Annotated in this window: 7 protein-coding genes, 1 tRNA gene and 2 rRNA genes (1 of these 10 cut by a window edge); 2 read left to right on the top strand and 8 right to left on the bottom strand. The window is 66.7% G+C overall.

Features of this window, described 5'->3' with window-relative positions; genetic code table 11:
• Window positions 1–2: 2 nt before the first annotated feature.
• On the bottom strand, window positions 3–1,715 hold the full coding sequence (locus tag H1Q64_RS27000; RefSeq protein ID WP_035674852.1) for an ABC transporter permease: 1,713 nt from the start codon (window positions 1,713–1,715) through the stop codon (window positions 3–5).
• 73 nt (window positions 1,716–1,788) lie between these two features.
• Window positions 1,789–3,135: an ABC transporter substrate-binding protein gene (locus H1Q64_RS26995; protein WP_114858613.1), complete on the bottom strand. Its 1,347-nt coding sequence runs from the start codon at window positions 3,133–3,135 to the stop codon at window positions 1,789–1,791.
• A 530-nt stretch (window positions 3,136–3,665) separates the two neighbouring features.
• Between H1Q64_RS26995 and aspT the strand changes: the two genes are divergently transcribed.
• The gene (gene aspT, locus H1Q64_RS26990; RefSeq protein ID WP_237907519.1) at window positions 3,666–5,354 is read left to right on the top strand and encodes an aspartate-alanine antiporter; all 1,689 of its coding nucleotides are present in this window, start codon (window positions 3,666–3,668) and stop codon (window positions 5,352–5,354) included.
• A gap of 21 nt (window positions 5,355–5,375) precedes the next feature.
• On the top strand, window positions 5,376–7,007 hold the full coding sequence (locus tag H1Q64_RS26985) for a bifunctional aspartate transaminase/aspartate 4-decarboxylase (protein ID WP_237907518.1): 1,632 nt from the start codon (window positions 5,376–5,378) through the stop codon (window positions 7,005–7,007).
• A gap of 16 nt (window positions 7,008–7,023) precedes the next feature.
• Here the strand turns inward: H1Q64_RS26985 and H1Q64_RS26980 are convergent, their stop codons facing one another.
• From H1Q64_RS26980 to H1Q64_RS26955, 6 genes are all read right to left on the bottom strand, one after another.
• Window positions 7,024–8,370: a sigma-54-dependent transcriptional regulator gene (locus tag H1Q64_RS26980; protein ID WP_237907517.1), complete on the bottom strand. Its 1,347-nt coding sequence runs from the start codon at window positions 8,368–8,370 to the stop codon at window positions 7,024–7,026.
• Window positions 8,371–8,380: 10 nt separating this feature from the next.
• The gene (locus H1Q64_RS26975; protein WP_237907516.1) at window positions 8,381–10,801 is read right to left on the bottom strand and encodes an ATP-binding protein; all 2,421 of its coding nucleotides are present in this window, start codon (window positions 10,799–10,801) and stop codon (window positions 8,381–8,383) included.
• Entirely contained in the window at window positions 10,798–12,144 is a 1,347-nt protein-coding gene (locus H1Q64_RS26970; protein WP_237907515.1) for an ABC transporter substrate-binding protein, read from the bottom strand. Before H1Q64_RS26970 ends, H1Q64_RS26975 begins: the two co-directional genes overlap by 4 nt.
• A gap of 410 nt (window positions 12,145–12,554) precedes the next feature.
• Window positions 12,555–12,631 (bottom strand) — tRNA-Met (locus H1Q64_RS26965).
• 99 nt (window positions 12,632–12,730) lie between these two features.
• A 5S ribosomal RNA gene (rrf, locus tag H1Q64_RS26960) occupies window positions 12,731–12,846 on the bottom strand.
• Between the two features lie 132 nt (window positions 12,847–12,978).
• Window positions 12,979–14,765 (bottom strand): 23S ribosomal RNA (locus tag H1Q64_RS26955) (it continues 960 nt past the right edge of the window).

Here is a 14,765-nt window from a genome sequence, read left to right as displayed (position 1 = left end):
CCTCAATGGTCCTGGCCGCGCTCGCGCCGGCCCCGCTCGATGATGACGTGCGACAGGTAGGTGCCCAGCCCGACGATGACGACGGCGAAGACGCCCAGCGCCGCCCCGGGACCGCGCCCGGCCGCCGACTGCATGTAGACGTAGAGGCCGTAGGCTAGCGGCGCGTCGCTCTGTGAATGGACCAGCATGATGGTCGCCGACAGCTCGACCGCCGCGGTGGCGAAGCTGGTGACGAAGCCGGCCAGGATGCCGCCGGACATCAGCGGCACGACCACCCGGCTGATGGTGCGCAGCTTGGTGGCGCCCAGATTCTCGGCCGCCTCCTCCAGCGAGTTGCTGACCTGCTGCAGGGCCGCGGTGCAGGCGCGCAGCGCGTAGGGCAGGCGGCGGATCGCCAGCGCGAAGACCAGGATCAGCCAGAAGCCGGACAGCGGCTGCCCGGTGAAGGGCATGGGCACGTCGTAGAAGCTGCGCAGATAGCCGATGCCCAGCACTACGCCCGGAACCGCCAGCGCCGCCATGGCGATGTAGTCCAGCCATTGCCGGCCCGGCAGCTTGCTGCGCAGCACCAGATAGGCGATGGCCGTGCCGATCACCACATCGAGCAGCGCCGCCAGCGAGGCGTAGAGCAGCGTGTTGGTGATGTACTGGCCGCTCTCCAGGAAGACCGTCCCGTAATGCTTCATCGTGAAGGCGTCGGGGAACGGGCTGAAGGACCAGATCGTCGCGAAGGACAGCAGCGTCAGGCCGATGTGCGGCGCCAGCACCAGCACCAGGATCAGCAGAACGACGGCGTAGGCCGCGACCAGCTCCAGCGGCTTCATGCGCCGCCGCGCCAGACCGCCGCCGCCGCGCTGGACGGTCGCGTAGTCCTTGCCCTTCATCGCCAGCGCCGACACCCAGAGGGCGAGCAGCGAGCAGACGATCAGCACCACCGAGATCACGTAGCCCATCGGGTCGGCGATGCCGATGGAGGAAATGCGCAGGTAGGCCTGCGGCGCCAGCATGTCGTTGACGTTGAGCAGCAGCGGCGTGCCGAGGTCGTCGAACACCTTGATGAAGACCAGCGACGCGCCGGCGACGTAGCCCGGCATGGCCAGCGGGAAGACGATGCGGCGGAACAGCCGGAAGCCGTGGCAGCCGAGGTTCTGCGCGGACTCCTCCATCGCCCGGTCGATGTTCTTCAGGCTGGCCGACAGGTTGATCAGGATGAACGGGAAATAGTGGATGCTCTGCACGAAAATGACGCCGTTCAGCCCCTCCATGAACGGAATGGAGATGCCGAAATGGTCGCGCAGCAGCAGGTTGACCGTGCCGTTGCGCCCGAACAGGAGCTGCATCGCCACGGCGCCGATGAAGGGCGGCATGATCAGCGGGATGATGCCCAGGCTCTGGATCAGCACGGCGCCGCGGAACTCGAAGCGCGTCGTCAGATAGGCCAGCGGCAGGGCCAGCGCGCTCGCCACCACCACCGACATGGCGGAGACGTAGAAGGAGTTCCAGAACGACCGCATGAACAGGTCGTTGCGGAAGAAGTCGGCGAAGTTGATCAGGGTGAAGGACCCGGTCGTCTTGTCCTGGAAGGCGACGAAGATGACCTGGACGACCGGCACGACGAGGAACAGCAGCAGGAACAGCGCGATCAGCACAGCCGCAACCGCCGGCCCCGGCCGCACGCGCGCGATGCTTTCGCGCGTGAGCGCAAGAGACGTCATGGTTCAGCCCAATGGTATCGGGGGAAGGCGAGGCGGGGCGCCCGCGCGGGGCGCCCCTCCCGTCACGCTCGGATCAGCGGGCCAGCGCCAGGGCCTCTTCGGCCTTCTTGCGGGCGGCGGCGTAGTTGTCCTTGGCGAAGGCAGCCCACTTCTGCTCGACCTGGGCCTGACGCTCCGGCACGGCGTCGGTGGCGCTCTTGCGCTCCACCGTGAAGGCGCCGGCAAGCTGCGGGTCGGCGGCCTCCTGGGCGGTCACCGGCATGGCGGCGACGAGGTCGCGCGCCTCGGCCAGCAGCGCCTTGGCCTTGTCGTTGGGCTTCTTGGCAAGCGCGGCGTCGGCCTGGTGGATGGCGCGGGTCGCCGCCTTCAGCCCATCGAGCTGGAAGGTGATGAGCTGGTCGAACAGCGCGTCCACCACGTTGTAGCGGGCCTGCGACACCTCGACGTCGAAGTTCACCTGCGAGCCCAGCGAGGTGTCCTTGAACGGGTTCGGGTAGTCGGCGGGCGCCTTGGCGTAGGTCGCCGGGTTGACCGGCAGGCGGCGGATCGCCGGCTGCAACAGGACCTCCTGGCCCTGCGGCGACAGGATGAAGTCGACGAAGGTCTCGGCGGCGGCCTTGTTGGGGGCGTTCTTCACGATGCCGATGTTGGCCGGCACGATGGTGGTGACCGTCGGATAGACGAACTCCACCGGGAAGCCCGAGGCCTGGGACGACAGCGCGAAGAAGTCGATCACGATGCCGATGCCGAAGCTGCCGGAGTTCACGCCGTCCGGCACGCCGAAGCTGCGCTCGGTGATGGTGCGGTAGTTGCCGGCGATCTCCTTGTTGGTCCGCCAGCCCTTCTCCCAACCCTCACCCTGGAGGATGGTCTCGATGGTCAGGTGCGTGGTGCCGGAGCGCGACGGGGCGGAGATGGCGACGTGGTCGTAATAGACCGGCTTGGCGAGGTCCGACCACTCCTTGGGGGCCGGCAGCTCGTTGGCCTTCATGTAGCGGCTGTTCCACATGATGCCGTAGCCCGAGGCGGCGAAGCCGGCGTACATGCCTTCCGGGTCGTTGATCGGGTAGGCGCCGACCTTCTCCGGAATGCCCTCGACCTTCGGCTTGTAGGCCTGCAGCAGGTTGGCGCCCTTCAGGACCTCGAAGGCGTCGGGGGCGGAGGCCCAGAACAGGTCGGTGCCGTTGTTCGACGCCGTCTCCTGGAGATACTTCACGCCCGCGTTGGTGTTGCGGTTCAGAACCTCCAGCGTGACCTTCGGATAAGCCTTCTGGAAGGCCTGCTGGAAGGCGCTGGTCAGGTCCTTCGGGAAGGAGGTGACGACGACCAGCTTGCCCGACGGGTCCTGGGCGAAGGCGGCGGTGCTGGAAGCGAGCAGGACGGCCAGGGCGGCCGCGACGCCGTGCAGCGTGCGAGACATAGGTATGGTTCCTCCCAGTGTTTTTCTGCGTGATCTTTCAGCAATCCGCGTGCCAGACCGTTCGCAGGCGAATTCACTGGGGCCGCGCTGGAAGAATGGGTAAAGCCGGTAACATCGGGCGGTTGCGATGGGTAACGACGGGAACAGCGAGGCCCGGTCTTAGGGCCTCGTCACCTTGGCTCGGAGATCAGCCCCGCACGGCGGCAAAGCCCGGCAACGAAGAAGGCGACGCCGCGGCCAAAAGCGTTACCGCCTTTCAAAGTATCCAGCCTCTCCTTGAATGGGATTGTGCGGCGCATCAGTGACCCAACAGAATATTTAAAACAAAATCTAATGGCACACAGCCCGCAAACCGCTGATACCAAACAATAGAACTCACCCACCCAATTAAAACACAATCGTATTCCAAAAAATATTGTCATTTATGGAGCAGATTTTCGCACCTTGACCGCCGATTGCGATTGCTATTTCACTTGACGGCCTTTCCGATCAACGATGCGCGCACAAAATGAATTTTTGAAGGAATCCCCATGTCATGGCTCCATTCGATCGTCAATCAATCCCCAGAAATTGCGTTATTTCTCTCCCTGGCCGGCGGCTATTGGATCGGTAAATTTCAATTTGGCAAATTTCAGCTTGGCGGCGTCGCTGGATCATTGTTGGTCGCCGTGGTGATCAGCCAAATCGGCGTGTCCATCGACAATGGCGTCAAAGCCGTTCTGTTCGCTTTGTTCATTTATGCGGTCGGCTTTGAAAGCGGTCCGAAGTTTTTTCAATCGCTCGGCCGGCAGTCGATCCGCGAAATCATCCTGGCGGCGGTTCTGGCGATCAGCGGTCTGGTCACCGTCGTGATCATGGCCCGCCTGACCGGCCTGGACAAAGGTCTGGCGGCGGGCATCGCGTCCGGTGGGCTGCCCCAGTCGGCGATCATCGGCACGGCCAGTTCGGCCATCGGCAAGCTCGGGCTGCCGGCGGAGGAGGTGCAGCGCCTCCAGGGCAACGTCGCGGTCGGCTACGCTGTCACGTATATCTTCGGGTCGTTCGGCGCCATTTTGGTCTGCGTCAACCTGTTGCCCTGGATCATGAAGCGCGGCATCCGTGACGACGCCATCAAGGCAGAAACCGCGATGCTGGCCGGCGCCCATTTCCTGGCACGGGGCGAGGAATACGCCATGCCGCCCCTGGTCGGGCGCCTGTACCGGATCGAGCGAGCGGCCGGGCGGACGGTGGCGCAGATCGAGGCGGACTCCGCCGACGGTCCGGTCAGCGTGGAGCGGGTGAAGCGCAACAACGCGCTGATCGGGATGCAGCCGGCCCTGCGGCTGGAGGCCGGGGACGTCGTGCTGCTGGTCGGACGGCGGTCCGGGGTCGTCGGCCTTGCCGACACGCTCGGCCCGGAGCTTCAATCCTCACAGGGCATGGACCTCATCATGCTGGTGCGCGACGTCGCCATCACCAACCCCGCCTTCGTGCACCGCACCGTCGCCGAAATCCGCAAGCTGTCCTCCGCCAACCTGTACCACGGCGTCTATGTGACCGGCCTCAAGCGGAGCGACCGGCCACTGCCGCTCGCCCCCGACACGGTGATCGAGGCCGGCGACGTCGTCACGCTCTACGGCACCGCCGAGGACGTGCAGCGCGTCGCCACTTCGGTGGGGACGGAGGTCATCGCGAGCGACAAGACCGACTTCATCTACCACGGGCTGGGCTTGGCGCTGGGCCTGCTCGTCGGTCTGACCGTCATCCGCATCGGCGACATCCCGCTGACTCTGGGCAGCGGCGGCGGCGCCCTGCTGGCCGGCCTTCTGTTCGGCTGGTACCGCACCCGCAACCTCGCCATCGGCAACATGCCGACGCCGGCCTCCACGCTGCTGCGCGACCTGGGTCTGGCCGGCTTCGTCGCCGTGGTCGGCCTGCAATCGGGCCGGCAGGCCGTGAGCACCGTGGCCGAGAGCGGTTTGAGCATCTTCCTGGTCGGCGTGGTCGTGACGCTGGTGCCGATGATCATCACCCTGTTCGTCGGGCGCTACCTGCTGCGCTACGACAACGCGGCCATCTTCGCCGGCGCGCTCTCCGGGTCGCGCAGCGCCAACCCCGCCTTCGGCGAGGTGCTCGACAAGGCCGGCAACTCCATCCCGACCGTTCCCTTCGCCATCACCTACGCGTTGGCGAACGTCTTCCTGACCCTGCTGGGGCCGCTGGTGGTGGCCTTCGTGTAATCCATGCGAGGAGATCCCCTGATGGACTCTGTCGATTACAGCCGATACGCGAAGCTCAGTCCCTTCGAACTGAAGGACGAATTGATCAAGCTCGCCTCCGGCCGCGAGAACCGGCTGATGCTGAACGCGGGGCGCGGCAACCCGAACTTTCTGGCGACCCTGCCGCGCCGGGCCTTCTTCCGGCTGGGCCTGTTCGCCGTCGCCGAGGCCGAGCTGTCCTTCTCCTACATGCCGAACGGCGTCGGCGGCCTGCCGCGGATCGAGGGCATCGAGGGCCGGTTCGAGCGCTACGTCTCGGAACACCGCGACCAGGAGGGCGTCGTGTTTCTCGGCCGCGCGCTGAGCTACGTGCGCGACCAGCTCGGCCTGCCGGGCTCCGGCTTCCTGCACGAGATGGTGGAGGGGGTGCTGGGGGCGAACTACCCGGTGCCGCCGCGCATGCTGGCGATCAGCGAGGACGTCGTCCGGCACTATCTGGTGAAGGAGATGGTCGGCGGCTTCCTGCCGCCCGGCAGCGTCGATCTGTTCGCGGTCGAGGGCGGCACCGCGGCGATGACCTATATCTTCAACACGATGAAGCAGAACGGGCTGGTCGAGCGCGGCGACAAGGTCGCCATCGGCCTGCCGGTCTTCACCCCCTACATCGAGATCCCGGAACTCGACGAGTACGGGTTGACAGAGGTCGCCATCAACGCCGACCCGACCAAGGGCTGGCAGTATCCGGACTCCGAGCTGGACAAGCTGAAGGACCCGGCGATCAAGGTGTTCTTCTGCGTCAACCCCAGCAACCCGCCCTCGGTCAAGATGGATGACCGCAGCCTCGACCGCATCGCCGCCATCGTGAAGAACGAGCGAAAGGACCTGATCATCCTGACGGACGATGTCTACGGGACCTTCGCCGACGATTTCCGGTCGCTGTTCGCCGTCTGCCCCGAGAACACCATGCTGGTCTATTCCTTCTCAAAATATTTCGGAGCGACGGGATGGCGCCTGGGCGTGATCGCCACCCACAAGCAGAATGTCTGCGACCAGCGGATCGCCGGCTTGCCGGAGGAACGGAAGGCGGCGCTTGATCGCCGGTACGGCTCGCTGGTGCCGGACGCGCGTGGCCTGCGCTTCGTCGACCGGCTGGTCGCCGACAGCCGCACCGTGGCGCTGAACCACACTGCCGGACTGTCCACGCCGCAGCAGGTGCAGATGGTGCTGTTCTCCCTGTTCGCCCTGATGGACGAGCAGGACGGCTACAAGGCCGAGCTGAAGAAGGTCATCCACCGGCGCGAGGCCGCCCTGTACCGCGAGCTGGGCCTGCCGACGCAGCCCAACCCGAACGCGGTGGACTACTACACCCTCCTTGATCTGGAGGAGATCGCGCTCAAGCTCTACGGCCCGGACTACGCTGCCTGGGTGAAAGCGAACTTCGTTCCGAACGATCTGCTGTTCCGCATCGCCGCAGAGACCGGCATCGTCCTGTTGCCGGGCAAGGGCTTCGGCACCCAGCAGCCGGCCGCCCGCGTCTCGCTGGCCAATCTGAACGAGTACGAGTACGCGGCGATCGGGCGCTCGCTGCGCGGGATGGCCGACCAGTCCTACGAGGAGTTCAAAACGCAACGGCAGAACGGGAAGACACCGGACGGCAAGACGAAGCCCAACTGACCGCCTCTGCCCACCCTCATTCCTCGGTGAAGTCGCCGCGCTGGAGACCGTGGTGGCGCATCTTCAGGTACAGGGTCTTGCGGGTGATGCCCAGCTTGTCCGCCGTCTCGCCGACCCGCCCGCCGCAGCGGGCCAGCGCTTCCTCGATGAACTGCTTCTCGATGCGGTCCATCTGCTCGGCCAGGGGTTCGATCCCGCTGCCGCCCGCCCCGGTCACAGCTCCGCCCGCCAGACCATCTCCCAGGCCCAGGGCCATGCGCTCGGCGACGTTGCGCAGCTCGCGGACGTTGCCCGGCCAGCCATGGGCAGCCAGACGGGCCAACGCCGCCGCGTCCACCGGCGGCGCCGGGCGGCGGGCGCGGGCCGAGGCGGCGTCGAGGAAATGGCGCAGCAGCAGCGGCACATCTTCCCGCCGCTCGCGCAGGGGCGGGAGCGGAACGGTCACCACGTTCAGGCGGTAGTAGAGATCCTCGCGGAACTTGCCCTCCCCGGCCAGCCGCAGCAGATCGACCTTGGTGGCGGCGACCACGCGCAGGTCCAGCGGGATCGGCCGGTTGCCGCCGACCCGCTCGATCACCCGCTCCTGCAGCACGCGCAGCAGCTTGACCTGGAGATGCATCGGCATGCTCTCGATCTCGTCAAGGAACAGCGTGCCGCCGTCGGCGTGTTCCAGCTTGCCGATGCGCCGCCCCTGCGCGCCGGTGAAGGCGCCGGGCTCGTGGCCGAACAGCTCGCTCTCGATGATGGTGTCGGGCAGCGCGCCGCAGTTCAGGGCGACGAAGTTGCCGGACCGCCGCCGCCCGGCGTCGTGCAGGCTGCGGGCGATCAGCTCCTTGCCCGTTCCGGTTTCGCCGAACAGCAGGACGTCCACCTCCGCGTCGGCCAGCCCGGCCACGGCGGCGCGCAGCCGTTCGATGGCGGCCGAGCGGCCGATGATGCGGGCCTCCAGCGAGCCGCCGCCGCCGGCCAGCTGGGCGCGCAAGCTGCGGTTCTCCAGCACCAGCCGCCTGTGCTCCAGCGCGCGGCGCACCACCTCGACCAGATGGCCGGGCTCGGCCGGCTTCTCGATGAAGTCGTAGGCGCCGCCGCGCACCGCCCGCATCGCCATGGCGATGTCGCCGTGCCCGGTCACCAGCACCACCGGCACCTCCGGGTCGGCGGCGCGCACCCGCTCCAGCAGGGCGAAGCCGTCCAGTCCGGGCATGCGCACGTCGGTCACCACCACGCCCGGCCAGGACGGGCCGAGCCGGTCCAAGGCGTCTTCGGGCCGGGTCGTCGCCTCCACCGCGAAGCCTTCCAGCTCCAGCGTCTGGCGGCTGGCGTCCAGCACCTCGTCGTCGTCGTCAATCAGAAGAACGGTCATGCGATGTCGCTCAGGCACGGGTCAGGGTCAGCAGGAAGGCGGTTCCGCCGGGGCCGCTGTCAGCCACCGACAGGGCTCCGCCGAAGTCCCGCACGATGTTGTAGGAGATCGAGAGGCCGAGGCCGAGTCCGGCGCCCACCGGCTTGGTCGTGAAGAAGGGGTCGAACACCTGCCCGGCCACCGCGTCGGGAATGCCGGGGCCGCTGTCGCGCACCGTGATGCGGACGGTGTCGTCCGCCGCCTCCGCGGCGATGGCGACGCGGCGCTGCGGGGCGCCGGCCACAGCGTCCAGCGCGTTGCTCAACAGGTTGACCAGCACCTGCTCCAGCCGCACCTCCTCGGCGCGGACGCGCAGCGGCTCGCTGGACCGCTCTTCCGGCAGTGCCACGGCCAGCTCCACGGACTCCTCGCGCAGCCGGTCGCCGAACAGGGAGAGCGCGCCCTGCACCACCGGCGCCAGCTCCACCGCACCCAACCGGGTGTCGGGGCGACGGGCGAAGCGCTTCAGATGGTTGGTGATGTTGGCCATGCGGGCGGTCAGGTCGGCGATCTTGCCGAGGTTGCCCTCCGCCTCTGCGACCCGCCCGAGCGCGATCAGCTTGCGCCCGTTGTGGGCGTAGGAGCGGATGGCCGACAGCGGCTGGTTCAGTTCGTGCCCCACCCCGGCGGCCAGCTGGCCCAGCGCCGCCAGCTTGCCGGCCTGCACCAGCTCCGCCTGGGTATCGCGCAGGTCGCGCTCGGCGCGCTGATGCTCGGCGATGGACCGCTCCAGCCGCGCGTTGATGGTGCGCAGGTCGGCGGTGCGCTCCGCCACCGTGCGTTCCAGAAGCTGCTGCGCCTCCACCCGCTCCGTCATGTCCGTCAGGGTGACGATGAAGCGCTGCTGCTGGCGCCGCCGGAAGGGGCGGATACCGACCTGCACCGGCACCGGACGACCGTTCGGCCGCCGCCCGGCGGTCAGGATGGAGAGGGATGGCGCTGCCTCGTCCGGTACCTCACGGACCTCGCGGAAGAAGTCCTCCACGCGTCGCGCGCCGGCGGGCTCCAGCCGGTCCGCCAGCCGCCCGTCCGCGCCGCCCTCCGGCGCGGCGATCAGGGCGGCGGCCAGCGGGTTGACGAACTCGATCACCCCGTCGGCGTCGGTGGTCGCCAGCCCGGCCTGGGCGTTGTCGATGATGGCCTGGGCGTTGGCCTCCTCCACCGCGATGGCGGTGTCGCGGAAGACCAGCAGCGCCGCGGCCATCTGCGACAGCTCGTCGTTGCCGCCCAGCGGGATGTCGGCCTGGAGGTTGCCAGCGGCGATCTCGTGTGCCGCGCTGCCCAGCCGCGTCAGGCGGGAGATGATGCTGCGGTTGACGTACAGCCAAGCCACCAGCACCGCCACCAGCAGGCTGACCAGCGCGCTCGCCAGCAAGGCCGACCGTCCCTCGGCGATGGCCTGGGCCGATCGCGCCGCGGCGGCGCGCGAGGTGGTTTCCACCGACTGCACTTGCTGGGCGATCAGGCCGTTCAACCGGGCCACCAGCGTCCGGTTCTCGGCCAGCAGGCCCTGCCCCTGGTCGGCCGCAGCCAGTTCCGCGCGGCGCAGTTCCGGGACACTGCCCTCGCCGCGGGTCAGCTCCAGCAGGCGGGCGACCACCTGCCCCAGCGACACGCCGTCCGCCCAGTCCTTCAGCGTGGCGAGATCATGTTGCAACCGGTCGGCCGTTTCCTCCAGGAATCCCGCGTTGTCGTCCAGCGCCTCGGTGGTGGCGAGAGTCGCGGCCCGCGCGATCAGCCCGACCGCGAGGTTGCCGTTCGCGCCGATCTGAAGCACCGCCTCGCTGCGACGGCTCTCCTCGCGCAGCACGCGGACCGCCTCGGCGGAGCGGGTGCCGGTTTCCACGGAGCCCAGCGCGCTCTGGATGTTGAAGCGGGCGTCGGTGACCAGCGGCTCGATCTCGTCGAGGAAATCGGCGTGCAGCCAGCGCAGCCGCTCGATGCTTTCCTGGTTGCGGCGGGCCAGCGCCAGCCGGTGCCGCACGGTCGCGTCGAGGTCGGTCAGGTTGTGGCCGAGCGCGTCGACCATTGGGCGCAACCCAGGGACCCCGCGCTCCCCCTCCGCCGCAAGCAGGCGCAGCGCGGCGAGCCGGCGGCCCAGAGCGTCGCGGATGGTGCCCAGCTCCTGCTCCGTCAGGGCGTTGGCGAGGATCGGCGCGGTGGCGATGATGCTGCCGCCCTCCTCCGCCAAGCGCGCGGCAAGGCCCAAGGCGGGCAGATGGCTCTCCGCGAACTCGTCCAGCGTGCCGCCCAGCCGGTCGTAGGACAGCCAGCCCAGCCCGCAGGCGACCACCGACAGCGCCGCCACCGCGACGAAGGCCAGCAGCAGCCGCGCCCGGATGCCGAACCGCACGGGACCGGGAGCCTGCCCGGCGACGGCGTCCGCGCTCACGGCCAGACCCCTTCGCCGCCGGCCACGCGCAGGATGATCAGCGCGCGCTCCGCCAGGGCGAGCGCCTCGTCCAGCCGTTGCCGGGAGAAGGTGCGCCATGCGGCTTCCTGTTCCGCCTGCCGGCTCGACACGGGAAGGCCACGCACCGGGCGGCGCAACGCCATGGAGAAGGTGGGGTCGGTGGCCTCCGCCGCGGAGACCGGGACCGCGGTGGCCGCCGCCCGCGCGGCGCGCAGCAGGTCCGCCGCGACCGGCTCATGATTTGCGGAACCGTAGAGCGCGTGCAGGCGCGCCTCCCCCTCGTGGATCAGCAGCCAGACCCGGTTCAGCGTCTTGACCCGAAAGGTCACCAGCTCGTCGAACAGCAGATTCACCAGCTCGTAGCGGGCGCCGGACAGGGCGCGGTCGAACAGGAACAGGTCGTCCCCCGTCTCCGTACGGTAGGGGTCGGGATAGCCGGCGGGGGCTGCGGCGTAGGCGTCGGGCCGCACCGGCAGCCGCTGGATGTCCGGGCGGACGAGCAGCGCCTGACCGGCCGGGGACAGCAGGAAGTTGATGAAGGCGCGCGCTCCGTCCGGGTTTGGCGCGCCGCGCAGCAGTGCCACGCTGGCGGGAAGGAACAGGCTATCGGCGGGATAGGCGAAGCGCAGATCGTCCTCCTCCAACCCGGCGGACTGCCCAAGGAAATCGATGCTCAGCCCGACGCCGAAGCGCCCTTTGACGATGCCGTCCACCACGCCGTAGCTGCGCGCCGTCACGGTGGCGAGATTCCCGGCGATCTCCAGCCAAGTCGCCCATCCGCGTTCCCATCCCTGCATCTGCAGCACGGTTTCGACCATCAGATGCATGGTGCCGGAGCGCGACGGGGCGGTGATGCCGAGATGCCGGGCATAGATGGGGTGGCGAAGATCCTCCCACCGCTTCGGCGTCGGCAGGCCGTGCCGGTCGAGATAACGCGGGTTCCACAGCAGCCCATAGCCCGACAGCGCAAAACCGAGATAGGCCCCGTCCGGATCGTTGATGGGCTGGTTCCCGATGGTTGGCGGTGCTCCCGTCGGCGGCGGGGCGACCGGCTCCAGACGGTTGGCCGCTTTCAGCACCTCGAAGGCGTCGGGAGCGGACGCCCAGAAGACGTCAACGCCACCGTCACTCCGCTCCTGCAACTGGCTGATCGCCGCGGTGGTCTTCGTGTTGACGATGCGCAGGCGCCAATCCGGGTGGGTCGCCTCGAACGCTTCACGCACAGGTTCGTAAAAGGCCGCGGGAAAGGATGTCAGCACGGTGACGGCGGCATCCGTGTCCTGCCCCACCGCGATACCCGGCGGCAGGAACGGGACCAGCACAAGAGCGGCAACGAGGTGCCTGGCAAAAGCACGCAATCCAATCATGATGGTGGACACTGTGCGGGGCGCTCTGTCCTTTTGTCCAACGGTTTGGTTCGCCCTGCGCCGGCCATATGAGCACCTCGATAAACCGCCCCTGAGAGCGGGTTCATGCCGATGAGGGGCCGCGCGGGTGGAAAAGCCGCGCATTTCAGGGGCTGGACTCTCGGTTTTGGCTGAGAAGGCGGAAATATGCGGCGGCTTTGGCGCTATCCGGGTGCAGTCCGCCCCTCAAGCCAGATCAAGCATCGGAAATTGTCGACGAGGCTGGCGATGCGGCCTCACGACCCGAAGCGCCTTGATCGGACCTGCGGCCAGGAAACGCGAAAGGCCGGTCCCGAATGGGAACCGGCCTTGGCGAACAGGTGATTTGGTTGCGGGGGCAGGATTTGAACCTGCGACCTTCAGGTTATGAGCCTGACGAGCTACCGGGCTGCTCCACCCCGCGGGTGTTGGGCTGCTGGGAACCGGCAGTGCAATGACGATTGTCGAGTGTGGTTGAAACCCATCCATCCAAGTCCTTGATGGCTTGGCGTGTGCCGTGGTGACCTGGCGGCGACCTACTCTCCCACGTCTTAAGACGCAGTACCATTGGCGCTGAGGCGTTTCACGGCCGAGTTCGGAATGGGATCGGGTGTTGGGAGCCTCGCCATGACCACCAGGTCACCAAGGCACACGCGAACCATCCGGACCGGACGGGCGGGTTTCGTTAAGTGAGGACGTCTGCGTTCTTGGTCTTGCGGTGTTGGCTCGTGCGCCCAGGGCTTGCCGCTGCGCGCGGGCATCCTGCTGGGAAGGATCAAGCCGATCGAGCGATTAGTAAGGCTCAGCTTCAGGCGTTGCCGCCCGTCCACATGCCTCCTATCGACGTGATGGTCTGTCACGGCTCTCAAGGGAGTTCTGGTTTTGAGGTGGGTTTCCCGCTTAGATGCTTTCAGCGGTTATCCCGTCCATACTTAGCTACCCGGCCATGCCACTGGCGTGACAACCGGTGCACCAGAGGTATGTCCATCCCGGTCCTCTCGTACTAGGGACAGATCCTCGCAAAACTCCGACACCCACGGCAGATAGGGACCGAACTGTCTCACGACGTTCTAAACCCAGCTCACGTACCACTTTAATCGGCGAACAGCCGAACCCTTGGGACCTGCTCCAGCCCCAGGATGTGATGAGCCGACATCGAGGTGCCAAACGACTCCGTCGATATGGACTCTTGGGAGTCATCAGCCTGTTATCCCCGGCGTACCTTTTATCCGTTGAGCGATGGCCCGTCCACGTGGGACCACCGGATCACTATGGCCGACTTTCGTCTCTGCTCGACTTGTCTGTCTTGCAGTCAGGCGGGCTTATGCCATTGCACTCGTCGAGCGATTTCCGACCGCTCTGAGCCCACCATCGCGCGCCTCCGTTACACTTTGGGAGGCGACCGCCCCAGTCAAACTACCCGCCATGCAGGGTCCCGGCTCCGGATCGACGGAGCGCGGTTAGATGCCAGAGACCTCAAGGGTGGTATTTCAAGGATGGCTCCGCCCGAGCTGGCGCCCGGGTTTCCTAGCCTCCCACCTATCCTACACATGAGATCCCTAGCACCACTGCAAAGCTGTAGTAAAGGTGCACGGGGTCTTTCCGTCTGACCGCGGGTACTCCGCATCTTCACGGAGAGTTCAATTTCGCTGAGTTGGTGTTGGAGACAGCGGGGAAGTCGTTACGCCATTCGTGCAGGTCGGAACTTACCCGACAAGGAATTTCGCTACCTTAGGACCGTTATAGTTACGGCCGCCGTTTACCGGGGCTTCAATTCGGAGCGTGAACCCCTCCTCTTAACCTTCCGGCACCGGGCAGGCGTCAGACCCTATACGTCGCCTTGTACGGCTTCGCAGAGCCCTGTGTTTTTAGTAAACAGTCGCCACCCCCTGGTCTGTGCCCCCCGCCCCGGCTTGCGCCGCGACGGGGCCCTCTTCTTCCGAAGTTACGAGGGCAATTTGCCGAGTTCCTTCAACACCATTCTCTCAAGCGCCTGGGTATACTCTACCAGTCCACCTGTGTCGGTTTGGGGTACGGTCTGATGCGGGGGCTGTTTCCTGGAACGGGTCCCCAGCCGGGCCAATCCGATAAGGCCCGACACGCTTTCCCATTCGTCACACACCCGCTGGCCCACGAATATTAACGTGGTTCCCATCGACTACGCCTTTCGGCCTCGCCTTAGGGGCCGGCTCACCCTGCGTGGATTAACCTTGCGCAGGAACCCTTGGACTTTCGGCGACAGTGTTTCTCACACTGTTTGTCGCTACTCATGTCAGCATTCTCACTTCCGATACCTCCAGGCACCCTCGCGGGGACCCTTCGCAGGCTTACGGAACGCTCCGCTACCACGTGATCAGAGATCACATCCGCAGCTTCGGTACACGGCTTGAGCCCCGATACATTTTCGGCGCAGGCCGGCTTAACTAGACCAGTGAGCTATTACGCTTTCTTTAAAGGATGGCTGCTTCTAAGCCAACCTCCTGGTTGTCATGGCCTTCCCACATCCTTTCCCACTTAGCCGTGATTTCGGGACCTTAGCTGGCGGTCTGGGCTGTTTC

Source organism: Azospirillum brasilense (assembly GCF_022023855.1).
GTDB classification, from domain to species: Bacteria; Pseudomonadota; Alphaproteobacteria; order Azospirillales; family Azospirillaceae; genus Azospirillum; species Azospirillum brasilense_F.
The sequence above is the reverse complement of the archived record's forward strand: the minus strand, read 5'-3'. Positions and strand labels throughout refer to the sequence as shown.

What these genes read in the sequence shown, in the direction of transcription:
- H1Q64_RS27000 (WP_035674852.1), bottom strand. Translation starts at nt 1,715, where the DNA reads ATGACGTCTCTTGCGCTCACGCGCGAAAGCATCGCGCGCGTGCGGCCG.
- H1Q64_RS26995 (WP_114858613.1), bottom strand. Translation starts at nt 3,135, where the DNA reads ATGTCTCGCACGCTGCACGGCGTCGCGGCCGCCCTGGCCGTCCTGCTC.
- aspT (WP_237907519.1), top strand. Translation starts at nt 3,666, where the DNA reads ATGTCATGGCTCCATTCGATCGTCAATCAATCCCCAGAAATTGCGTTA.
- H1Q64_RS26985 (WP_237907518.1), top strand. Translation starts at nt 5,376, where the DNA reads ATGGACTCTGTCGATTACAGCCGATACGCGAAGCTCAGTCCCTTCGAA.
- H1Q64_RS26980 (WP_237907517.1), bottom strand. Translation starts at nt 8,370, where the DNA reads ATGACCGTTCTTCTGATTGACGACGACGACGAGGTGCTGGACGCCAGC.